The 22182-nt window shown below is 62.6% G+C and carries 15 protein-coding genes; 2 read left to right on the plus strand and 13 right to left on the minus strand.

Annotated elements, in window-relative coordinates; genetic code table 11:
* Nucleotides 1–27: 27 nt before the first annotated feature.
* Nucleotides 28–153 (plus strand): hypothetical protein, encoded by a 126-nt coding sequence (locus AC0IYN_RS24050; RefSeq protein WP_406598044.1) that lies wholly within the window; start codon nt 28–30, stop codon nt 151–153.
* Nucleotides 154–206: 53 nt separating this feature from the next.
* Here AC0IYN_RS24050 and AC0IYN_RS24055 read toward each other — a convergent pair whose 3' ends face one another.
* From AC0IYN_RS24055 to AC0IYN_RS24105, 11 genes are all read right to left on the minus strand, one after another.
* On the minus strand, nt 207–800 hold the full coding sequence (locus AC0IYN_RS24055; RefSeq protein ID WP_406598045.1) for a glutathione S-transferase: 594 nt from the start codon (nt 798–800) through the stop codon (nt 207–209).
* A complete protein-coding gene (locus AC0IYN_RS24060; protein WP_471843592.1) occupies nt 797–4435 on the minus strand; it encodes an AAA family ATPase in 3639 nt (1212 codons plus the stop codon). The genes AC0IYN_RS24055 and AC0IYN_RS24060 overlap by 4 nt, the downstream gene beginning before the upstream one ends.
* Entirely contained in the window at nt 4432–5673 is a 1242-nt protein-coding gene (locus AC0IYN_RS24065; protein WP_457238778.1) for an exonuclease SbcCD subunit D C-terminal domain-containing protein, read from the minus strand. The genes AC0IYN_RS24060 and AC0IYN_RS24065 overlap by 4 nt, the downstream gene beginning before the upstream one ends.
* 241 nt (nt 5674–5914) lie before the next feature.
* Complete coding sequence (locus tag AC0IYN_RS24070) at nt 5915–7555, minus strand: BatD family protein (RefSeq protein WP_406598048.1); 1641 nt, start codon at nt 7553–7555, stop codon at nt 5915–5917.
* Nucleotides 7552–9291, minus strand: a complete 1740-nt coding sequence (locus AC0IYN_RS24075) for a tetratricopeptide repeat protein (RefSeq protein ID WP_406598049.1) — start codon at nt 9289–9291, stop codon at nt 7552–7554. The genes AC0IYN_RS24070 and AC0IYN_RS24075 overlap by 4 nt, the downstream gene beginning before the upstream one ends.
* Nucleotides 9288–10376: a vWA domain-containing protein gene (locus tag AC0IYN_RS24080; protein ID WP_078048750.1), complete on the minus strand. Its 1089-nt coding sequence runs from the start codon at nt 10374–10376 to the stop codon at nt 9288–9290. The genes AC0IYN_RS24075 and AC0IYN_RS24080 overlap by 4 nt, the downstream gene beginning before the upstream one ends.
* Nucleotides 10369–10863 carry a DUF4381 domain-containing protein gene (locus tag AC0IYN_RS24085; protein WP_025857779.1) on the minus strand — a complete coding sequence of 165 codons (495 nt, stop codon included), beginning with the start codon at nt 10861–10863 and terminating at the stop codon, nt 10369–10371. The genes AC0IYN_RS24080 and AC0IYN_RS24085 overlap by 8 nt, the downstream gene beginning before the upstream one ends.
* Nucleotides 10860–11792 carry a DUF58 domain-containing protein gene (locus tag AC0IYN_RS24090; protein ID WP_095016502.1) on the minus strand — a complete coding sequence of 311 codons (933 nt, stop codon included), beginning with the start codon at nt 11790–11792 and terminating at the stop codon, nt 10860–10862. Before AC0IYN_RS24090 ends, AC0IYN_RS24085 begins: the two co-directional genes overlap by 4 nt.
* Before the next feature lie 5 nt (nt 11793–11797).
* Nucleotides 11798–12757 carry an AAA family ATPase gene (locus AC0IYN_RS24095; protein WP_003174327.1) on the minus strand — a complete coding sequence of 320 codons (960 nt, stop codon included), beginning with the start codon at nt 12755–12757 and terminating at the stop codon, nt 11798–11800.
* A 199-nt stretch (nt 12758–12956) separates the two neighbouring features.
* Entirely contained in the window at nt 12957–14594 is a 1638-nt protein-coding gene (locus AC0IYN_RS24100) for a S8 family peptidase (protein WP_406598051.1), read from the minus strand.
* Nucleotides 14595–14899: 305 nt separating this feature from the next.
* Nucleotides 14900–15250, minus strand: a complete 351-nt coding sequence (locus AC0IYN_RS24105) for a hypothetical protein (protein WP_406598052.1) — start codon at nt 15248–15250, stop codon at nt 14900–14902.
* 489 nt (nt 15251–15739) lie between these two features.
* Between AC0IYN_RS24105 and AC0IYN_RS24110 the strand changes: the two genes are divergently transcribed.
* Nucleotides 15740–20599 (plus strand): NAD-glutamate dehydrogenase, encoded by a 4860-nt coding sequence (locus AC0IYN_RS24110; protein ID WP_471843598.1) that lies wholly within the window; start codon nt 15740–15742, stop codon nt 20597–20599.
* A 110-nt stretch (nt 20600–20709) separates the two neighbouring features.
* Here the strand turns inward: AC0IYN_RS24110 and AC0IYN_RS24115 are convergent, their stop codons facing one another.
* The gene (locus AC0IYN_RS24115; protein WP_078048747.1) at nt 20710–21402 is read right to left on the minus strand and encodes a GntR family transcriptional regulator; all 693 of its coding nucleotides are present in this window, start codon (nt 21400–21402) and stop codon (nt 20710–20712) included.
* 17 nt (nt 21403–21419) lie between these two features.
* Entirely contained in the window at nt 21420–22121 is a 702-nt protein-coding gene (locus AC0IYN_RS24120; RefSeq protein WP_406598054.1) for a FadR/GntR family transcriptional regulator, read from the minus strand.
* Between the last annotated feature and the right edge of the window lie 61 nt (nt 22122–22182).

Below are 22182 nucleotides of genomic sequence, written 5' to 3' on the forward strand. Positions count from 1 at the left end.
TGACGCGCTTTCCCTGGAATCGACAGCATGGCACTCCGACTCGCCGCAGTAATCCTGTTCCTCTATTCCGCCCCCATCCTGTCCTCCGTGCAACCGGTGGACGGTGAGCCGGAGCTGGCGCGCGAGCGATTGTTGAACCTGGTCGAAGGCTGATACTGCCTCATGTGTGATGAGCCCGCTCACCACAACAGGCCTGCTTATCCCGGTTAATGCTTTGCCATTACACCGATGAACAACGGTGACTGCAGGAACGCGTCTAGCCAGCGCTGCAATCCAGGGTAGGGTGCACTGGCAAACCAATCCCGATCCACATGGGCAAACTGCCGCACAAACGGCGCCAGGGCCATGTCCGCCAGGCTCGGGTGATCGGCCAGCAAATAGGCGCGGTCCGCCAGTAACCCCTCCAACTTCTGCAAGAACGTCTCACTCTCGGCCCGATAATGCTCCATTGGAAATTGCGGGTAGCGTTCGGCGTACTTGTATCGATCCAAGTGATACTTGAAGCCTTGGTCGTTCTCGGCAATCAACGCCAATACCGCGGGATCACCCTGTAGCAGCCAATTATCCGGATCGTGCCGGGCCAGCGCCCACTGCATGATTGCCAGGCTTTCGTCGATCACCTCGCCCTCCACACTCAACACCGGCACCGTGCCCTTGGGCGAGAGTGCCAGCATCTCCGCTGGCTTGGCCTTGAGGCTCACCTCGACGATACGTACCGGCACGCCGGCGTAGCGCAGGGCCAGGCGTGCCCGCATCGCGTACGGGCAGCGCCGGAACGAATACAGCAACACTTCGTTCACTTGACCTCCAGGGTGCTCAGGCCATTGCCCTGGCGCTTGACCTGAATTTGTACCGGAATCCGTTCGTGCATTTCCTGCACGTGGGAGATCACCGCCACCTTGCGCCCTTGGGCCTGCAAGCCGTCCAGGGCGTCCATGGCCAATTGCAGCGATTCCGGGTCCAGGCTGCCAAAGCCTTCATCGATAAACAGCGACTCGATCTTCAGTGTGCTGGAGGCCATCGACGCCAGGCCGAGTGCCAGCGCCAGGGACACCAGGAACGTTTCGCCGCCAGACAACGAATGCACCGAGCGCAGCTCATCGCCCATTTCTGTGTCCATCACCAGCAGGCCGAGCATGCTGCCGCCGCGTTTGAGGCGGTAGCGACGCACCAGTTGGCGCAGCTGCACATTGGCGTGGTGCACCAGCAGGTCGAGGTTGTAGGCCTGGGCGATCTTGCGGAAGGTGTCGCCAGTGGCCGAGCCGATCAGCGCATTCAGGCGGGCCCAGCGCTGCCACTCGTCATAGGCCCTGGCGATCTGCTCGGCGAAGGCCTGGTTGGCGTCCTGGCGGCGCTGGTCTTCGGACTGGCGCGCACGTAATTCGGCGCAACTTTTCTCGCTGTCGGCCAATTGCTGGTTGAGGGCGGCCAGGGCGCTCTCCAGTGCCTCGGCGTCGAGATTGCCATTGTGCAAGGCCTGGTGTTCGGCGAGACGTTGCTCACGTTCTTGCAGCAAGACCTTGGCCTGCTCGACGGCTTTTTCGCTGTGCTGCACCTGTTGGCGCAGTTGGCTGACCTGGGCGTCATCGTAGCCGAGCAAGCGGTTGAGGCCTGCATCGTCGAGTTCCGGGTGCAGGGCGCGCCACTCGCTGATGCGCGTGTCGAGGGTCTGTTGCTCGGCCTGCATCGCCTGTTCGCGTTCCTGCTGGGACTTGAGGTCACCGGCCAGTTGGATCAGGGCGTTGTGGAGCGCTTGCAGTTGTTTGTTGGCGTCGGCCTCGCTGTCGCGCGACAGGGTCACGGCCTGATCCAGGTGATGCTGCCACTGCTCGGCAGTGCTGTGCTCGCCGAGCAATGCGCAGAGCTTTTCCTGGCCGGCCTGTTGTTGTGCGGCCAGCTCGGTAACCTGCTGAATCAGTGCGTCGCGTTGTTGCTGGCGATGCTGCTGATGGGTCTGTTCTTTCTCGATGACCTGTTGACGCTCTTGTTGCTCGGCCAGTTCATCACGTTGATGGCCCAGCTGTTCAAGGCGCTGGCTGACCTGCTGGTCCAACTGCATGAACGTGGCGGCGGGCTCGGCGCGCAGACCTTCCAGGGTGTCGGCAGGCAACAGGCTGGTGAACGCGTTCAGTTCCTGCTCCAGGCGTTCGCGGTCGCTGGCCAGTTCACGCTGCTGGTCTACCAGCAATTGGCGGGACTGCTGGCTCGCTTCCTGGGCAGCCTGCAATTGTTGCTGCAAGCGGCCGGCGTTTTGTTGCAGGTTGAGCAGGGCGCCTTGACGCTGTTCGTCCTGAGTAATGCTCTGGGACAGTTGGCTCAGTTGCTGGTCAAGCCAGGCGCTGCGTTTGGCGGCGTCCTGGTTGAACAAGGTGGCGGCCAGTGGGTGCGCATCCAGGCTGGGTTTGAGTGCTTGCTGTTGCGTCGCCAACTGCTCCTGCTGGTGCAGATATTCCTTTTGCTGGGCGATCAGGCCACCCACTTCACCGCGCAGCTCCGTAAGCGTCTCCTTGAGGGTGTCGACGGCTTTCTGCGCGGTGGCTTCTTCGTTTTCGTCATGGCGACCGAGGCTTTGCAGCAGGGCTTCGGGCTGGTGGTACGGGTGTTCATGGCTGCCGCACACCGGGCAGGGCTGATCGTCCTGCAACTGCTCGCGCAATTCCTCGACGCTCGCGCTGCGGGCCAGGCGCTGGCGTTCCAGCAGTTGCTTGGTCACGGTCAGGGTCTGTTCGGCAACGGTCAGCTCAGCCTTGGTCTGCAGGCCGGTCTGGTTCAGTTGCTCGCGTTTTTGTTGAGCATCGGTGAGCTTTTGCGTCAGTGCGCTGGCGTGCTGGTCCAGTTGCTGCTGGGTGTCCCACAGACGCGCCAGGTCTTCGAAGGCGCGCTGCTGTTTGCGATTGTCCTGGAGCAGACTGGCCAGCAACTGGATCTGCTCGGCCACAGCGTGGGGTTCGGCGCCGGCTTCCTGATACAGCAGGTCGAGCGCTTCGCGTTGCTGGGTGAACTGTTCGGCGGCAAGGGTGGCGCGCTGTTCCAATTGCGGCAGTTCGGCCTCACCCTTGTTCAGGCGATTACCGATCAAAACCAACTGTTGCAGGCGGTCGCGGTAGGCGTTCCAGGCATCGCCCAGTGGAGCGAGGGCAGCACTGCTTTCAAGCTCGGCACTCAAGCGGTGCAGGCGTTCGGCGACCTGGCCCTGTTTTTCCTGCAAACCGTTGAGCAGGGCCTGGCCTTCGGCGCAGGCCCGTTCGTGCTGCTGTGTGTCCTCGGTGCGCTTGGCCAGTGCCTGGCTCAAGTGGGCGAGGGTGCTTTGCTGTTCAAACGCCTGGCGCAACAACGGCACGGCATCGCCCTGGTTTTTCAGGGCTTGCGCCAATGCGCTCTGCGCGGTGGCTTGCTGTTGCTGGGCCTGTTCCTGGCGGGTATGCAGGTCGGCTTGTTGTTGAATATGCAGCTGGATCTGCGCGGCCAGTGGGGTGAGCAGCGTGCTGAGTTCGGCCTGGCGGGCGAATTGATGACGTTGCGGTGCCAACTGGTCCAGGCGGCTCAGGTCCTGGCGTTGCGGCCCTTGGTTGTCCCAGTCGGACTGCGCGCGTTGCAGCTGTTCGTTAGCGGCGAGTTGGCGTTCCTGCCATTCACGCAGTTCCTTGAGCCAGGTGTGCTGAAGCTCAAGCTGCTTGAGTTGTGCTTGCTCGGCCTTGAGCTGTTGTTGCGCGGCGTCGAATTGCTGATCCAGTTCGGCGCGGTCTTCGGGCGCCAGGGGCACCACGCCGGTGGCCTGGTCCTGCAACTGCTTGTGGGCGTCCCTGGCCTCTTTGGCCTTGTCGAAGGCGCGCCGGCCGAGCTGGGTGTAGAGGGCCGTGTCAGTGAGTTTTTCCAGCAGTTCGCTGCGTTCGTTGTCGTTGGCCTTGAGGAAGGCACTGAACTCACTTTGCGCCAGTAACACGGCGCGGGTGAACTGCTCGAAGTTCAGGCCAAGGGCCAGTTCCAGCTGAGTCTTGTATTCGGTTTTCTGGCTGGCCAGCAATTGGTCGCTATCCAGGTCGAACAGGCTCTGGCGGCTGTTCTGCAACTTGCCGCTGGCCTTGTCGCGGGCGCGGTTGGCTTCCCAGCGCGCACGGTAGCGGCGGCCGTTGACGCCGACAAAATCCACCTCGGCATAACCGCCGCCAGTGCCGCGCCGCAGCAGGGTGCGTGGGTCACCGATGGAAATATCGCTGTCGGCATCCGGCATCTTCGCCTGGCCAGTATCGCCCAGGCGTGGCACTGCGCCAAACAGCGCCAGGCACAGGGCATCGAGCAGGGTGCTTTTACCGGCGCCGGTTGGCCCGGTAATCGCGAACAACCCGGCACTGGCGAGGGGCTCGGCGGTGAAGTCGATCTCAAACGGGCCGGCCAGGGAGGCGAGGTTTTTCAGGCGGATGGCGAGGATCTTCATGGCTGTTCACCCTCCTGTTGCACTTCCTGGAGCAGCACGGCGAAATCCTTCAAAGTCTGTTCATCCACTTCACTGCCGTAGCTGTCCTGCCAGGCACGGCTGAACAGTTCCTGGGGCGTGAGCTGGTCAAGTTCGATCAGGCGCTCATCGTCCGTGTCGTCGCTGCCGCGTTTGCCGGCGTACTCGGCGGCAATGCGTACCAGGCGCACGGCTTTGCCTTGCAGTGCGGTTTCGATCTGCTGGCGCAGGTCGGGCTGCGGCTCGTCGAGGCGCACGCGCACTTCCAGCCAGGGATGGCGCTGGGTTTCGGCGAGCAGGTCGACGTCTGGCAAGTCGGCCAGCGCCGTGAGGATCTCCGCCAGTGGGGCGGCTTCCAGGCGTTGCAGGTCGACCGAGCGGGGGATCAGGATCGGTTCGACACTCACCAGGCATTGGCCCTGGAACGTCACGTCGAGCACCTGGTGCTTGTAGCCGATTTCGGAAAATGACAGTGGAATCGGCGAACCGCTGTAGCGAATGCGCTCTTCGCCATTGACCTTTTGCGGCTTGTGCAAGTGGCCGAGGGCAACATAGGCGACACTTCTGTCGAAGAGCTTGGCCGGCAACGCCTCGGCATTGCCGATGATCAGGCTGCGCTCGGAGTCTTCCGACACCGAGCCTCCGGCCATGTGCGCGTGACTGATGGCAATCAGCGCCTGGCCTTTTTTGCGCTTGGCGTTGGCGGCGGCGATCAACCCTTCATGCACCTGGCCGATACCGTGCAGGTAATCGTCACCCAGGTGTGCACCGGTGACTTCCGCCGGGCGCAGGAAGGGCAGGGCCAGGCACCAGGCGGCGACCTTGCCCTTGGCATCCGGCAGCGGGATCAGAAGGCGTTCGGCGTCCAGCTGGCCGTCATCCAGCCACAGCACGCGGCCGAGGGCGTGAGTACGCAGGCGACGCATCAACGGCGCGGGCAGCTCGATCCGCGAGCCGGAATCATGGTTGCCGGCGATCATTACGATGGTCAGCTTCGGGTTTTGCTCGTGGGCGCTGATGATGAAGTCATACAGCCGCTCCTGGGCCTTGAGCGGCGGGTTGACCGTGTCGAAGATATCGCCGGCGATGAGCAGCGCATCCGGCTGATGGTCCTTTAATTGGTCCAACAGCCATTTGAGGAAACAGGCGTGTTCGAAGTCGCGTTCCTGGCCATGGAGGTTTTGGCCCAGGTGCCAGTCGGAGGTGTGAAACAGACGCAAGGCGAACTCCGTGGAAAAGATGAAAAGGAGGGGAGTTTACCTGTAAATGCCCCGGCGCACCTGCTGTAGGAGCCGGCTTGCCGGCGATAGCGTCCGACCCGTTACTGCCTATGTGGCTGATAGACCGCAATCGCCGGCAAGCCGGCTCCTACAGGATTGTGCCGTTGCTTAAGGCTTTGGTTGCAGGCGGCCAGCCAGGGTTTCCCCTATTTTGATGTGGGTCGTGTCAGGGATATCGGGGTTATTTGGGGTAGAGCGGCGGCAGGCTGGTCGTGTCGGTGGCCGGGTCTTGTTCACGCTCGGCCACCGGAATGGCCTTGACCGCACGCCACAAGTCCTCACCCAGCCAGAAATGCCCACTCTCGCTGTACAGTGCGCCGTTCAAACCATCCAACGCATCCGACAGCGGCACAAACCGCGCCGCCATGTCTGCGAGCGTTTCCGGCTGCTGGCGAGCCCAGGCGTCGAGGGCCTGGCGGGTGGCCTGCGGGTCATTGGCCTGGGTGGCGCGCTTGAGGTCGTCGAGCAGGGTACGTGGGCTTGGGCCGGTTTGCGCGGCGCGTTGCACAGCGGGTTGGCGACGTGCGCGCCACCAGAGGCCAAATCCCAGCAATGTGGTGCAGGCGAGGATCAATGTGCTCAGTTGCCACAGCCACAGGCGTTCATCATCCGGCGCGGTGATCACCGTTGGCGTGGCGGGGGTATCCACGGCCAGGCTCGGGTTGATGGCAACCTGCAGGGTGCGGGCCGGCAAGCTGGTGCGCTCAAGGTGGTCTTCGTGGGTGTTCCACCACACCACGTCCACGGCAGGCAGCTCCAGGGCGCCGGCACGGTTGGGCACCAGGGCTTCGCGGTCTTCACGGCTGCCGATCAGGCCGCGGTCGTTGGTCTGGTTGCCGAGCACCGGTTGGTCCGGGTAGCGACGCAAGCCGCTGATGTCGGTGCTGGGCAGGGCCGGCAGTTGCGCGCTGGACAGGCCCTCGGCCTTCACCGTGAGGCTGCGGGTCAGCGAATCGCCGACCTGCACGTGCTCAGGCTCCGGGTTCCAGTTTTCGCTCAGGGTCAGGCTGCGCGCCGGCAACCAGGGCGTATCCGCCGGGTACAGCGCGGGTTTGGGTTTGACCACCAGGGGCAGCTCCGCAGAGCTGACGTGGATCAGCTTGCCGGGCTTGGTGCCCTGCAGGGTGTTTTCCTGGGCCGGGCGCGATTCCACCAGCGTCGCGCTGAAGGTCTGCGCCGGGATCGCCAGGGTGCCGCTGTGCTGCGGGTAAATCGCGTAGCGGGTTTCGATCACACCATGGCGGATGCTGTTGATCACCTTCTCGTAGGTGCGCGACTCGCCCAACTGCTCCACGCGTGCATCGGCAATCTGCAAGGGTGTGAGGCTGCTGTCGTCATACAGCGACACCGAGTGGTACACGCGCACCGTCAACAGTGCCTGGGCCTGCACGTAGACGCTGGTCTGGTCGAGGTTGGCCTCGACAAACACCGGCGCCAGCTCGGCGGCGGTGTTCTGGCTGGCGGTCTCCATGACTTGCAGGCTGATCGGCTGGGTCTTGTACTCGCCCACCTGCAGGGGTGGGATGACCACCGTGCCGTTTTCCTTGGGCAGCAGGGTGATGATCCAGCGTGTGGTGGCGTGGTTATCGCCACCTAACGTGGTGAGCTGGTTGATCTGGCGGGTGCCGCTGACTTCGAACTGCGCGTCCAGGGGCGCAAGGTCTGGCTTGCCGAACTGGGTGACATCGCTGGATTCCACCGTCAGTTCCACCGTTTCCCCGGAGTTGAGGCGGCTGCGGTCAACGCTGGCGGTCAGGTTCGCCGCCTGGGCGTGGCCTGCCGACAAGGCGAGCAGGAGCAGTAGGGTGGTGCGGCGGCTCATCGAGTCTTGTCCTGATGTTGTTGCTGTTCGTACCAGAATTTGCGGCGCAGCAGTTCACCGGGGTTGTCCGGGATCTCCCGCAGCCATTGCTCCAGGGCCTGGCGGTGTTCACCGTCGAGGCTGGCATCATTGGGGCGCAGCGGCGGGGTGGTGGTCTGTTCGTCGCCCAGCTCGCTGCCCGGCACTTCATTGCCCGCGGTTTGCGGCGTGTTGCCCGTCTGGGTGTCGCCAGTGCCAGCTTCGCCCTGGCCTTGTGACGACTGCTCGCCACCCGTGGCGTTTTGCCCAGTGGCGCCCGGTTGCGCAGTTTGGCCGGGTTGGGTGGTTTCGTCATCCTCGTTTTTTGCCGGTTTAGTGGGCTCAGGCTCGGCCCGTTCCTGCATCAGGGTTTCCACCAGTGCCTTGTTTTTCAGTGCCGGTTGCAGGTCGGGCTGGGCTTCGAGCGCTTGCTCGTAGGCGTCGATCGCCGCTTCCAGTTCACCGGACTTGGCCAGGGCATTCCCACGATTGTAGTGGGAGTAGGCGTCATTGCCTTCGGCGAAACGCTTGATAGCCTCGGCATAGTTGCCGGCCTCGTACAGCGCCACGCCTTGCCACTGTGGGTCTTCAAAGTGTTCGGCGGCTTCGGCAGGACGTTTTTTCTTCAACAGATATTGGCCTTGTTGATCCGGACGCAGCCACAGGTCCTGCAGGCCAAAGGCGTAGCTGGGTTGCGGTGCAGTCAACAGCAACAGCGGCAGGCAGAACAACCAGCCGCGCCGGCCAGCGCAGGCGGCCAGCAGCAACAGCGGCAGGAGCAGCCAGTAACCCTGGTCGGCCCAGGTGTCGAGGTGCAGCAGTTGGCCGTCGTTGCGCAAGGTTTGCGGTGGGTCCAGCACGCCGAGCTGGCGCAGGTCCTTGTCGTCCAGGCGCGCAGCGCGGTAACGGCCGCCCATTTCGCTGGCGAAGGCCTTGAGGGTCGGGCTGTCCAGGCGTGGCACCAGGATCGCGCCTTGTTCGTCCTTGAGGAACTCGCCGCTTTCCTGGGTCACTGGGGTGCCCTCACGGCTGCCGATGCCAAGAATCGACAAGCTCGGCGCCTGGCCGCTTTGCAGCAGCAGGCGGATGCCCTGGCGTTCCTGTTTGGACAGCGAGGAACCGATCAGCAACAGGCGTCCCTGGCCGAGCCCGCCTTGCTTGAGCAGGCCCAGGGCTTTCTCGACGGCCAGGTCGGCGCGATGGCCGGCCTCGGGCATGATCGACGGGCGCAAGGCCTCCAGCAGATTGCGGCTGGTGGCCAGGTCGTCCGACAGCGGCACCAGGGTGTGGGCACTGCCGGCATACACGACGATGGCGGTTTGCGCGTCGGTGCGCGCCTGCAACAGGTCATACAGCTTGCGCCGTGCCTGCTCCAGGCGATTGGGCGGGCTGTCAGTGGCGAGCATTTCCGGGGTCAGCTCCAGCAGCACCACCAATGGGTCGGATGGCTTCTGACTGGACTGTTCAACGCGTTGCCAACTGGGGCCGAGCAACGCCAGTACCGCCAGTAGCCAGGCAATGCCGAGCACCACCCACGGCGTTTTGCTCTCACGCCCGCTGCCACCGCTGAGCAACACGGCGTGGAAGGCCGGCGGCAGGATCATCTGCCAGCGCCCGGCGCGTTTTTGCCGGTGCCACAGGTGCCACAGCAACCAGCCGAGCAACGGCAGCAGCAACAACCACCAAGGACGGAACCAGTGCGGCCACAGGTCGATCATCGACGCCTCCGCAAACGCAGGCGCTTGAGGCGCTGGCGCCATTCCGGGTGTTGCTGCAGGAAAATCCCCTTGCTTGAGAGCCGGTTGAACAGCCGCTGCAAGGCGTTGTTCGGCCAGCGCTCCTGGATCACCAGCAACATGCTCAGCACCAACGCCAGGGCCAGCGGCGCGCTGTACAGCGCCAGGGCCGGGCGTGCCTGGGTGGGTTGTTGCTCGACGGGTTCGAGTTTGTCGAGCGTTGCCTTGATGGTTTGCAGTTCTTCGCCATCGCGGGCGCGGAAGTATTGGCCGCCAGTGGCTTCAGCGATGGCCTTGAGTGCAGGCTCGTCGAGGTCCAGGCTCGGGTTGACGCCGAGGATGCCCAGCGAGCCGGTTTGCTCGGGGTCGGCGCCGATGCCGATCGGGTAGATCTTGACGCCTTCTTCGGCAGCCAGGCGCGCCGCCGTGAGTGGGTCGATCTGCCCGGCATTGTTGGCGCCATCGGTGACGAGGATCAGCACGCGGCTCTGCGCCGGGCGCTGGCGCAGGCGCTTGAGGGCCAGGCCGATGGCGTCGCCAATCGCGGTGTTCTTGCCGGCAATGCCGATGCGCGCTTCGTCCAGCCAGGTGCGTACGGTGCGGCGGTCGAAGGTCAGCGGTGCTTGCAGGTAGGCCTGGCTGCCGAACAGGATCAAGCCGACGCGATCACCTTCGCGGCCTTCGAGGAAGTCGCCGAGCAGGTGTTTGACCAGGCTCAAGCGACTCACGTCTTCGTCTTGCCAGTTCATGTCAGGGAAATCCATGGAACCGGACACGTCTACCGCCACCAGCAAATCGCGGCCACTGGCGGCAATCGGCAGCGGCTCGCCGAGCCATTCCGGGCGCGCGGCGGCAGTCAACAGCAGCAACCACAGCACCACGAACGGTGCTTGCTGGCGCCAGCCCGGCAGGTTGACGCGCGCACGGCGACGGGCCAGGCCTTCGAGGTCGCTGAGGTAGCTGACTTTCAACGCGGGCTCGCCACTGTCGGCGGCTGGCAGCACCAGGCGCATCAGCCAGGGCAGAGGCAACAGGGCAAAGATCCACGGCCAGGCGAACTCAAACATGTTTGCGAATCCAGGTATCGACCGCTTGGGTCAGGCCGGCGATTGCCTTGTCGTCGAGTTTGCATTCGGGCTTATAGGCGCCTTCCACCAACACCATCCAGCGCGTGAGGCCGGCGGCGGGGCAGCGGTTGTCGAGAAAGGCCAGCCATTTGCGGCCGTTGAGGGTGTGGCTCTGGCTGTAGGGGTAGTCGTTGCGGCACAGGCGCTTGAGCAGGCCATTGAGTTGCTGCAGCCAGGCGCCGGCCGGGGCGCCATCGTAGGGTTTGGGCATCAGCGCCAGTTCCGCCAGGGCGGCGATGCGCAGCGGGTCCAGCGGTTGTTCGGCGCGGGCGATGGGGCGACGGGTCGGCAGGAAACGCCGCAGCCACCACAGGCCCCACCCAAGCAACGGAATCACCAGCAGCAACAGCCACCAGCCCGGCGCAGGCGGCCAGAAACCGATGGCGGGCGGGGCGATCAGTGGCTGCAGTTGGTCAAGGCTGCTCATTGTTTTTTAACCGGGCGTTGCGGGTTGAGGTATTCGCGCAGTTGCTCGACCATTTCGCTCTGGGTGCTCAAGGGCATCAGCAGTACGCGCAGTTTCTGCGCGAGCAGCTCCCAACGGGCAATGCGCGCTTCGGCCTGGGCCTTGTAGGCCTGGCGCAAATCGAAGTTGAGCGTGTCCAGTTCCAGCTGGGCGCCGCGTTCGGCAAAACGCAGCAGCCCGGCGGCGGGCAGGGCGTGGTCGAGTGGATCGGAAATCGGTAGCAGCAACAAATCGCAATGCCGCGACAGCAGGCTCAGCTGTTGCTCGGCACCTTCGGTCAGCGCGCGTTCATCGCAGATCACAATCACCAGGCTGCCAGGGCGCAACACCTCGCGGCCACGGCGCAAGGCCATGCCGAGGGCGTCGGCTTCGGGGCGGCTCTCGGTGCTCAGGCTCTGGTTCACGCGCACCAGGCGGTTGAGCAACTGCAGCAGACTTTGCTTGCTGCGGCGCGGCTTGATTTCGTAGTGCTCGTTGTCGCCAAACACCAGCCCGCCCACGCGGTCGTTGTGCCCCAGCGCAGCCCAGCCGATCAGGCTGGCCGCCTGGGCCGCCAGCACCGACTTGAACATCTGTCCGGAGCCGAAAAACAGCCGGCAGCTTTGCTCCACCATGATGAAGATCGGTCGCTCGCGTTCTTCATGGAACAGCTTGGTGTGCGGTTCCTGGGTGCGCGCCGTCACGCGCCAGTCGATGGTGCGCACGTCATCGCCAGCCTGGTACACGCGCACCTGGTCGAAGTCGACGCCGCGCCCGCGCAGCTTGGAGTGGTGCAGGCCGATCAGCGGGCTGCGCTGGCTCGGCGTGGAAAACAGCTGCACTTCGCGCACGCGATGGCGCATCTCGATCAATTCGCTGAGCGTGACGCGGATCCCATCACCGGCGTTCATGGGTTTCAAGCGACGGCAACGACGTCGAGAATGCGCTGCACCACCCGGTCCTGGTCAATGCCGGCGGCTTCGGCCTCGAACGACAGGATGATGCGATGGCGCAGCACGTCGAACAGCACCGCCTGGATGTCTTCCGGGCTGACGAAGTCGCGACCGGCGAGCCAGGCATGTGCCCGCGCGCAGCGGTCGAGGGCGATGGACCCGCGCGGGCTGGCGCCGTAGGCGATCCACTCGGCCATCTCCGGGTCGAACTTGGCCGGGGTGCGCGTGGCCATCACCAGTTGCACCAGGTATTCCTCCACGGCGTCGGCCATGTACAGGCCGAGGATTTCCTTGCGCGCGGCGAAGATCGCCTGCTGGCTGACACGCCGCTCTGGCTTGGTTTCGCCGTTGAGCGCTTCGCCACGGGCTTGTTGCAGGATGCGTCGCTCGACGGCGGCGTCGGGGAAGCCGATCTTGACGTGCATCAGGAAACGGTCGAGCTGGGCTTCTGGCAGCGGGTAGGTGCCTTCCTGCTCGATGGGGTTTTGCGTGGCCATCACCAGGAACAGTGGCGACAGGTCGTAGGTGCTGCGCCCGACGCTGACCTGGCGCTCCGCCATGGCTTCCAGCAGCGCCGATTGCACCTTGGCCGGCGCACGGTTGATTTCGTCCGCCAGCACCAGATTGTGGAAGATCGGCCCCTGTTGGAACACAAAGCTGCCGGTTTCCGGGCGATAGATCTCTGTGCCGGTGATGTCGGCGGGCAGCAGGTCGGGGGTGAACTGGATGCGATGGAACTGCGCTTCGATGCCTTCGGCCAGCTCTTTGATGGCCTTGGTCTTGGCCAGGCCCGGTGCGCCTTCCACCAGCATATGGCCGTCGGCGAGCAGCGCGATCAGCAGGCGATCGATGAGTTTTTCCTGGCCGAGAATCTGCGTAGAAAGAAAGGTTCGCAGCGCAAGCAGCGCTTCACGATGTTCCATCGATGACGGTTCCTGGAGAGATGAGCCGGGGCCTTGGATAAATGCCTTGGCCTGGGGGGCTTACTTTAAAGCATCGAGAGGGTCGGCGACTAACGGGATTTTGCGCGATGTGCACGGCGTTGGGCGCGTCCTGGCTTTTATTGCCAGGACGCTGGAGGGGAAAGGCCGTTGGCAGTCGAACACGGCGACCCAAGCGTTATCAAGGGCAGGGGGTGCCTGTGAACCATTCCTTGCCATAGTCGGCGGAATATTCATCGGGGGGCTTGTTGATACTCCAGTAATTTTGCTTATACACCATACCCTTGTAGGACACCGTTTCACCGGAGGTCGAATACGTTTTGCCTGCATCCCATGCGAGCGTGTTGCCGCAGTTACCCTGGCCGGGTTGTGCCTTGATGGTGATCGTTTCCCTCAGCGTGATGGCGTGGGTGCCGTCGGATACCGTGGCGGCGATTGACATTTGCACGTCGGCGTCTACGAGGGGCGCCCTGAGTGAGAGTCTGTCGCCCGTGCCTTCAGGCGGTATGAAGCCTGCCGAGTCCCAGTGATAGGTCAGTGGCTTTTGGCTGGGCGACTCCGCGTAGACCCGTGCCTCGAAGGTGTCGTCGGATTTGACTTCTTCCGGCAGGGCCAGGCGGCCAGCAGGCGGCAGGTCGGTGTTGTCGGCGAGCATTTTCTTGATGGCCGCAGTGACGTTCGGTTGCACCCCGATTTCATTGTCATTGCCATTGATTTGCGGCCTACCTGTGGCGACGAGCAGGGCGTTTATTTCCCAGGGCGGCCTGATGCCCAGGCCATGGGCGTGGGCTGCACCCAGCAGAGCGGCGATAACCCCTGCAATGATCGGGTTGGCCGAGGAGGTGCCAGCGTACGTGTGGGTATACAGGGTGGTGGGGTTCTCTTCACTCCAATAGGTGGTCGTGACATTTGCACCCCAGCTGAACAGGTCGACACGCTTGCCATAATTCGAATAGCTCGCCCGGAGCCCGGTCTTAGGGTCTACGGCGCCCGCGTACAGGGCGCCGGAGTCAAAGCGATTGCGATCAAATTCGCCATCGAAGCCAGGGTGATCCAGGTTGATGTTGCCATTGCCGGCAGCCAGTACGACATGGATGCCGCGCTCTTTGACCGTATAGGCAATAATGTCGCGCGTCGGCGTGTTGTACTCCAGGGGCATCAAGCAATCTTCAATGCAGCCTATTTTGTTGATCGGTGAGTAATCGTACTGCACACCCAGTTGCATGACGGCCCCGCTTGCCAGTTGTTGCGCCATTTGCAGTAACCATTCGGGGTCCCATTCCAGATAACCGACCCTAGCGTCGGGCACGATGCCTGTGGTGCCAAAATTGTTTTCTTTGGAGGCGATGATGCCGACGCTGGCGGTGTCGTGTTCGTCGACGTTAGCACCCTCCGATTTCTCAATGTTGGGCGGGGGCAGATCGACGTGATCGTAGGCCCAGTGGTCTATTTCCGAGGAAATCACTTGGATGCCCGCGCCCTTGGCACCGGGTATGGACCGGGCCTCCACCGCATTCACTCCGCCGATCTTATAAGGCGGCACCGGCTGGGGACCCTGCAGGTAGTATTGACGCGGGGTGTAGTCGGGGATCGACTGCCGACTCACCGAGGCATCCGGTTGGCCATTGTCCTGGTGCATGCCCTCTGCCCGCGGTTCGAACTCCGCGTATTCGACAAGAGGGTTTTGCTTCAACTGCTCTGCCAGAGCGTCTGCTTGCGCTGGGCTTGATTGGTGGGTATCGATGATGAAATAGCGCGTCAGTCGATGGCGTTGCAACGCACGGAGATCTTCCTGGGTGGGTACCTTGGCGGTGTCCACCAGAGGTCTCATGCCTGGCGCCAACCGCTTGAGTTCACCCAAGGGCGACTGGGGATCAAGCGTGGCGCTGTGCAGGACGGTATTGGGGATTTCCTCCACAGTCCTGATAAACAGGCGCTCATGGCTGGTCGCGGCCGCACTGGCCGGTAGCGACCACAGTGGGCTGATACACAGTCCTATGACACATAATCCATACCTCAATGGTTTCAAGCTGGCACCCTCTGGCGTTTGCCTTTGAATGCAAGCAGCTAAAACCCATTTATCCCGGTTGACTACTGTCAGAATTCACAGTGACGATGTACGGTTCATGCCCGCACGTAAGTCCCGGTGCCCTTGAGAATGTTTTGCAAGGTCTGTTCCACTTCTGCCAGGTCCGATGCTGCGGTGTGGTGGGTAATGTCCAGGTGATCATCGCCCTTCAATGCATCGGCGTCCGCCGCCGCAATTTCAACCAGCAGTCGGGTGGCGCTGAGGGTGACTTTCAACCCGTCAAGCGTTGAAGGCTCGTAATCCCAGGTCAATTCCACTTCATTTTCGTCCGGGTAACGGGTGAGCATGAACATCTCGCCCTTGTCGCTGTGGCAGCAAAGCATGGCCATGTTGTCTTCTTCGTCGTCACACGGGGTGGCAATGAGGTGGGCGGTAGTCAATTGCATGGGAAATCCTGTCTGGGTAAGAGCGCGACGGCCAATTGTGCCACTGTGGAGCATTTTGCGCTGCTTCCTGTGTCAGAGGCAGTGTATGACCTGCTGGCTTAAATGAGTCATAACTCGCACGGATAAATCCGAAATTTACCCGTTTTTATCACGTGACCCGTGGGTTGCCCAAGTCGCAACCCGGCCCCAGCTTACCGATGACCGAATATGTCGCAGCACCGCAAGCAGCGGTCTTCCAACACTCGTTAAGCTGCACAACGGATGTGCACGTGCCGGGCGCCTGACCTGCCCGTCGTACCGTCACCCGGCCAGGAGTGCATCTTATGGAAGTTGTATGTGACCTCACTGTCTTGTCCAGCTTCACCCACCTGTCACGCTGATTCGTTTATGGTGCTTCTATCCTGACCCGCGAACAGCGCTGACGGTCTCCCCGCAAGGGGATAACACGCGACGCTTTCATCAATAACAAGCCCAAGCGGAGTACCACAGATGGCGTTCTTCACCGCAGCCAGCAAGGCCGACTTCCAGCATCAACTGCAAGCGGCACTGGCGCAGCACATCAGTGAACAGGCACTGCCACAAGTGGCGCTGTTCGCTGAGCAATTTTTCGGCATTATTTCCCTGGACGAACTGACCCAGCGTCGCCTTTCCGACCTGGCCGGTTGCACCCTGTCTGCCTGGCGCCTGCTTGAGCGCTTTGATCACACCCAACCGCAAGTGCGGGTCTACAACCCCGATTACGAACGTCATGGCTGGCAGTCGACCCACACTGCGGTCGAAGTGCTGCACCATGACCTGCCATTCTTGGTGGATTCGGTCCGTACCGAACTGAACCGCCGTGGCTACAGCATCCACACCCTGCAGACCACCGTGCTCAGCGTACGCCGTGGCGCCAAGGGCGAGCTGCTGGAAATCCTGCCCAAGGGCACCCAGGGCGAAGGCATCCAGCAAGAATCGCTGATGTACCTGGAAATCGACCGTTGCGCCAACGCCGCCGAACTGAACGTGCTGAGCAAAGAGCTGGAGCAGGTGCTGGGCGAAGTGCGCGTGGCGGTGGCTGATTTCGAACCGATGAAAGCCAAGGTCCAGGACCTGCTGGCCGGTATCGACGCCAGCCAGTTTGTCATCGACGGCGAAGAAAAAGCCGAGATCAAGAACTTCCTGGAATGGCTGGTGGGCAACCACTTCACCTTCCTCGGCTATGAAGAGTTCGTGGTACGTGACGAGGCAGACGGCGGTCATATTGAATATGACGCCGATTCCTTCCTCGGTCTGACCAAGCTGCTGCGCGCCGGCCTCACCGCCGACGACCTGCGCATCGAAGACTATGCCGTGGCTTACCTGCGTGAGCCGACCGTGCTGTCGTTTGCCAAGGCGGCGCACCCAAGCCGCGTGCACCGCCCAGCCTACCCGGACTATGTGTCGATCCGTGAGATCGACGCCGACGGCAAAGTCATCAAGGAACACCGTTTCATGGGCCTTTACACCTCCTCGGTGTATGGCGAAAGCGTGCGGGTCATTCCGTACATCCGCCGCAAGGTCGCGGAAATCGAACGCCGCTCCGGCTTCCAGCCCAAGGCTCACCTGGGCAAGGAGCTTGCCCAGGTCGTCGAAGTGCTGCCCCGTGATGACCTGTTCCAGACCCCGGTCGACGAACTGTTCAGCACCGTGATGTCGATCGTGCAGATCCAGGAACGCAACAAGATCCGCGTGTTCCTGCGCAAAGACCCGTACGGTCGTTTCTGCTACTGCCTGGCCTACGTGCCGCGCGACATCTATTCCACCGAAGTGCGCCAGAAGATCCAGCAAGTGTTGATGGATCGCCTGAAGGCCTCGGATTGCGAATTCTGGACCTTCTTCTCCGAATCCGTGCTGGCCCGTGTACAGCTGATCCTGCGGGTTGACCCGAAGAACCGCCTGGACATCGACCCGCTGCAACTGGAAAAAGAAGTGGTGCAGGCCTGCCGCAGCTGGCAGGACGACTATTCCAGCCTCGTCGTCGAAAGCTTCGGCGAAGCCCACGGCACCAACGTGCTGGCCGATTTCCCGAAAGGCTTCCCGGCCGGCTACCGCGAGCGCTTTGCCGCGCATTCGGCCGTGGTCGACATGCAGCACCTGCTGAGCCTCACCGAAGCCAACCCGCTGGTGATGAGCTTCTACCAGCCGCTGGGCCAGGTCTCCGGCCAACGCGAGCTGCATTGCAAGCTCTACCACGCTGACACCCCGCTGGCGCTCTCCGACGTGCTGCCGATCCTGGAAAACCTCGGCCTGCGTGTGCTGGGCGAGTTCCCGTACCGCCTGCGTCACGCCAATGGCCGTGAGTTCTGGATCCATGACTTCGCGTTCATCGCCGCCGAAGGCGTGAACCTGGATATCCAGCAGCTCAACGACACCCTGCAAGACGCATTCGTGCACATCGTGCATGGCGACGCCGAGAACGATGCGTTCAACCGCCTGGTACTGACCGCCGGCCTGCCGTGGCGCGACGTCGCGCTGCTGCGTGCCTACGCCCGTTACCTGAAGCAGATCCGCCTGGGCTTCGACCTGGGTTACATCGCCAGCACCCTGAACAACCACACCGACATCGCCCGCGAGTTGACCCGGTTGTTCAAAACCCGCTTCTACCTGGCGCGCAAGCTCACCAGCGAAGACCTGGAAGACAAGCAGCAACGCCTGGAACAAGCGATTCTCACGGCCCTGGACGATGTTCAGGTGCTCAACGAAGACCGCATCCTGCGTCGCTACCTGGACCTGATCAAGGCCACCCTGCGCACCAACTTCTACCAGACCGACGCCAACAGCCAGAACAAGTCGTACTTCAGCTTCAAGTTCAACCCGCATGCGATCCCTGAACTGCCCAAGCCTGTGCCGAAGTTTGAAATCTTTGTGTACTCGCCACGCGTCGAAGGCGTGCACCTGCGTTTCGGCAACGTCGCGCGCGGCGGCCTGCGCTGGTCCGACCGTGAAGAAGACTTCCGTACCGAAGTGCTTGGCCTGGTAAAAGCCCAGCAAGTGAAAAACTCGGTCATCGTGCCCGTGGGTGCGAAGGGCGGTTTCCTGCCGCGTCGCCTGCCATTGGGCGGCAGCCGGGACGAGATCGCGGCCGAGGGCATCGCCTGCTACCGCATCTTCATTTCCGGCCTGTTGGATATCACCGACAACCTGAAAGACGGCGCCCTGGTGCCACCGGCCAACGTCGTGCGCCATGACGACGATGACCCGTACCTGGTGGTAGCAGCGGACAAGGGCACTGCGACCTTCTCCGACATCGCCAACGGCATCGCCATCGACTACGGCTTCTGGCTGGGCGATGCGTTCGCTTCCGGTGGTTCCGCCGGTTACGATCACAAGAAAATGGGCATCACCGCCAAGGGCGCGTGGGTCGGTGTGCAGCGTCACTTCCGTGAGCGCGGCATCAACGTGCAGGAAGACAGCATCACCGTGGTGGGCGTCGGCGACATGGCCGGTGACGTGTTCGGTAACGGCCTGTTGATGTCCGACAAGCTGCAACTGGTCGCGGCCTTCAACCACCTGCATATCTTCATCGATCCAAACCCGAACCCGGCCACCAGCTTCGTCGAGCGCCAGCGCATGTTCGAGCTGCCGCGTTCGGCCTGGACCGACTACGACACCAGCATCATGTCCGAAGGCGGCGGTATCTTCTCGCGCAGCGCGAAGAGCATTGCCATCTCGCCACAGATGAAAGAACGCTTCGACATCTCGGCCGACAAGCTGACCCCGACCGAGCTGCTGAACGCCTTGCTCAAGGCACCGGTTGACCTGTTGTGGAACGGCGGTATTGGCACTTACGTCAAGGCCAGCACTGAAAGCCACGCCGATGTGGGCGACAAGGCCAACGACGCGCTGCGCGTCAACGGTAACGAGTTGCGCTGCAAGGTGGTGGGCGAGGGCGGTAACCTCGGCATGACCCAGCTGGGTCGTGTCGAGTTCGGCCTCAATGGCGGCGGTTCCAACACCGACTTCATCGACAACGCCGGTGGCGTGGACTGCTCCGACCACGAAGTGAACATCAAGATCCTGCTCAACGAAGTGGTGCAGGCCGGTGACATGACCGACAAGCAACGCAACCAGTTGCTGGCGAGCATGACCGACGAAGTCGGCCACCTGGTGCTGGGCAACAACTACAAGCAGACCCAGGCCCTGTCCCTGGCTGCGCGCCGTGCCTACGAGCGTGCCGCCGAGTACAAGCGCCTGATGAGCGACCTGGAAGGCCGTGGCAAGCTGGACCGCGCCATCGAGTACCTGCCGACCGAGGAGCAGCTCACCGAGCGCGCCGCGAATGGCAAGGGCCTGACCCGTCCGGAGCTGTCGGTGCTGATCTCGTACAGCAAGATCGACCTCAAGGAAGCGCTGCTCAAGTCGCTGGTACCGGATGACGAATACCTGACCCGTGACATGGAGACCGCGTTCCCGCCGAGCCTGGTGGCCAAGTTCTCCGAGGCCATGCGTCGTCACCGCCTGAAGCGCGAAATCGTCAGCACCCAGATCGCCAACGACCTGGTCAACCACATGGGCATCACCTTCGTGCAGCGACTCAAAGAGTCGACCGGCATGAGCCCCGCGAACGTGGCGGGCGCCTATGTGATCGTGCGCGACATCTTCCACCTCCCGCACTGGTTCCGTCAGATCGAAGCCCTGGACCACCAGGTCTCCGCTGACGTGCAATTGCAGTTGATGGACGAGCTGATGCGCCTGGGTCGTCGTGCCACGCGCTGGTTCCTGCGCAGCCGTCGCAACGAGCAGGACGCTGGCCGTGACACCGCACACTTCGGTCCGCACTTGGCCGCGTTGGGCCTCAAGCTCGACGAACTGCTGGAAGGCCCGACCCGCGAAGGCTGGCAGAACCGCTACCAGGCCTACACCGAAGCCGGTGTGCCGGAGCTGCTGGCGCGCATGGTTGCAGGCACTACCCACCTGTACACCTTGCTGCCGATCATCGAAGCCGCTGACGTCACCGGGCATGACGCCGCCGAAGTGGCCAAGGCCTACTTCGCCGTCGGCAGCGCCCTGGACCTGCCGTGGTACCTGCAGCAGATCAGCGACTTGCCGGTGGCCAACAACTGGCAGGCCCAGGCCCGCGAAGCCTTCCGCGACGACGTGGACTGGCAGCAACGCGCGATTACCATCTCCGTCCTGCAAATGGCCGATGCGCCTCAAGACATGGAAGCCCGTGTGGCCCTGTGGCTTGAGCAGCACAAGGACATGGCTGAGCGTTGGGTGGCGATGATGGTGGAAATCCGTGCTGCGGTCGGCACGGACTACGCCATGTACGCGGTGGCCAACCGCGAGCTGCTGGACCTGGCGTTGAGTGGACAGTCGGTGCTGTAACCGGCGTACTCCCTCGGTAAAACAAAAGCCCCCGTATCGTGAGATGCGGGGGCTTTTTGTTGGAACTCTATTTATCAAACACTGAAGGGCACATTTTGATCTTCATTCACTTAGGTGCAGTGGTGTTTTACTAGTTTGCTTTCCAGATGATCCAAGTGCTGCATCATGAGGTTCACCGCGGTCGTTGAGTCACGCCGCTCCACCGCCTCCACAATCGCCACATGCTCCTGCCACGCGCAATACGTGCAGGCTTTCGCTTCGTACTGGGCAATGATCAACGACGTCAACGGCACCAGGCTGTTGAGGAACTGCGCCAGGGGAGCATTGCCCGCCATGGCGGCCAGTTGCAGATGGAATTCCCCGGACAACCGAATCGCCGGCCCACGCTGATCTCGCTCGATACAGTCGCGCTCGCGGGCAATCAGCTCGCGCAACTGGCGTATTTGCAGGGGCGTTGCCTGGGCGCAGGCCAACTGCACCACAGTGACTTCGGTCATCCTGCGCGCTTCCAGAATCTGCCGGGCTTGCTGCGCATCCGGCGCCGCCACCTGGGCCCGTTGATTGGGGCGCAGGATGATCACTTGCTGATGGGACAGCTTGGCCAGCACCCGCCGGATCACGCTGCGGCTCACGCCGAAGGTTTCGCCCAGGCCTTCTTCGGTAAAACGGCTGGAGGGCGCAATGCGTTGCTCGAGAATGGCGTCGAACAGCCGCGGGTAGATGTCATCCACCGAAGGCTTCCTGCCGGCGACCAGGCGCAGGGCAGGGAGTATGGGGTCGCGTTGCAGCGCGTGAGCGGTCATGGCCAGTCTCCAGTCATTCAGCTACCCAGATGGTCATCCGGAATGTTCAAGCGAATCCCCATGCGCAGGCCTTCCTGAAGAATGTGCCGACGCATCTCGGCACTGGCCAGGGCGCTGTTCTTGTTGCGGATGGCGCGCACCACGGCGTCGTTTTCCTGCAGGCGTTCGGCCAGGTGTTCGGGGGAGTTGCGCAGTACCTGGGCGCTTTGCTTGAGGGCGTTGCTGGTCTGTTGCACCACGTTCTGGAAGATCGGGTTGGAGGTGAGGGCGAACAGTTCTTCGTGGAACCCGATGTAGGCGTTCATGCCCGCTTCGGCATCACCGGCGTCGAGGGCTTCGCGCATGTCCATCAGGGTCAGGCGCAGTTGGCCGACTTCCTTGCTGCTGATGGACTGGGCTACCAGGCCGACAATGAAGGGTTCGAGGGTGTAGCGCAGTTGCAGGATATCTTCCAGGCTGGCGTCGGCCACGGCGTCACTGGACTGTGCCTCGCTGACGCTGGTTTCCAGCACGACCACGCCTTTGCCAGGCATTGAGCGCACCAGGCCGAGGGTCTCCAGCACGATCACCGCTTCACGCAGGCTGGGCCGGCTGATGCCCATCTGTTCGGCCAGTTCACGCTGGCCGGGGAGCATTTCGCCCCGGCGCCACTGACCCCGCGCCAAGGCGGCGCGCAGTTTTTCTACGACTGAATTGACGACGGTTGAGGTGCTGATCACGTCTACCTCTCCTTTATGTTGCGAATACATTAGCGAGCATGGCGACTCTTAACTGTGGGAG

It is taken from the genome of Pseudomonas sp. AC112, assembly GCF_979253545.1.

Bases quoted from the DNA above. Each gene is read 5' to 3' on its own strand.
- AC0IYN_RS24050 (WP_406598044.1), top strand. From the start codon at position 28: ATGGCACTCCGACTCGCCGCAGTAATCCTGTTCCTCTATTCCGCCCCC.
- AC0IYN_RS24060 (WP_471843592.1), bottom strand. From the start codon at position 4,435: ATGAAGATCCTCGCCATCCGCCTGAAAAACCTCGCCTCCCTGGCCGGC.
- AC0IYN_RS24070 (WP_406598048.1), bottom strand. From the start codon at position 7,555: ATGAGCCGCCGCACCACCCTACTGCTCCTGCTCGCCTTGTCGGCAGGC.
- AC0IYN_RS24075 (WP_406598049.1), bottom strand. From the start codon at position 9,291: ATGATCGACCTGTGGCCGCACTGGTTCCGTCCTTGGTGGTTGTTGCTG.
- AC0IYN_RS24080 (WP_078048750.1), bottom strand. From the start codon at position 10,376: ATGTTTGAGTTCGCCTGGCCGTGGATCTTTGCCCTGTTGCCTCTGCCC.
- AC0IYN_RS24085 (WP_025857779.1), bottom strand. From the start codon at position 10,863: ATGAGCAGCCTTGACCAACTGCAGCCACTGATCGCCCCGCCCGCCATC.
- AC0IYN_RS24090 (WP_095016502.1), bottom strand. From the start codon at position 11,792: ATGAACGCCGGTGATGGGATCCGCGTCACGCTCAGCGAATTGATCGAG.
- AC0IYN_RS24095 (WP_003174327.1), bottom strand. From the start codon at position 12,757: ATGGAACATCGTGAAGCGCTGCTTGCGCTGCGAACCTTTCTTTCTACG.
- AC0IYN_RS24105 (WP_406598052.1), bottom strand. From the start codon at position 15,250: ATGCAATTGACTACCGCCCACCTCATTGCCACCCCGTGTGACGACGAA.
- AC0IYN_RS24110 (WP_471843598.1), top strand. From the start codon at position 15,740: ATGGCGTTCTTCACCGCAGCCAGCAAGGCCGACTTCCAGCATCAACTG.
- AC0IYN_RS24115 (WP_078048747.1), bottom strand. From the start codon at position 21,402: ATGACCGCTCACGCGCTGCAACGCGACCCCATACTCCCTGCCCTGCGC.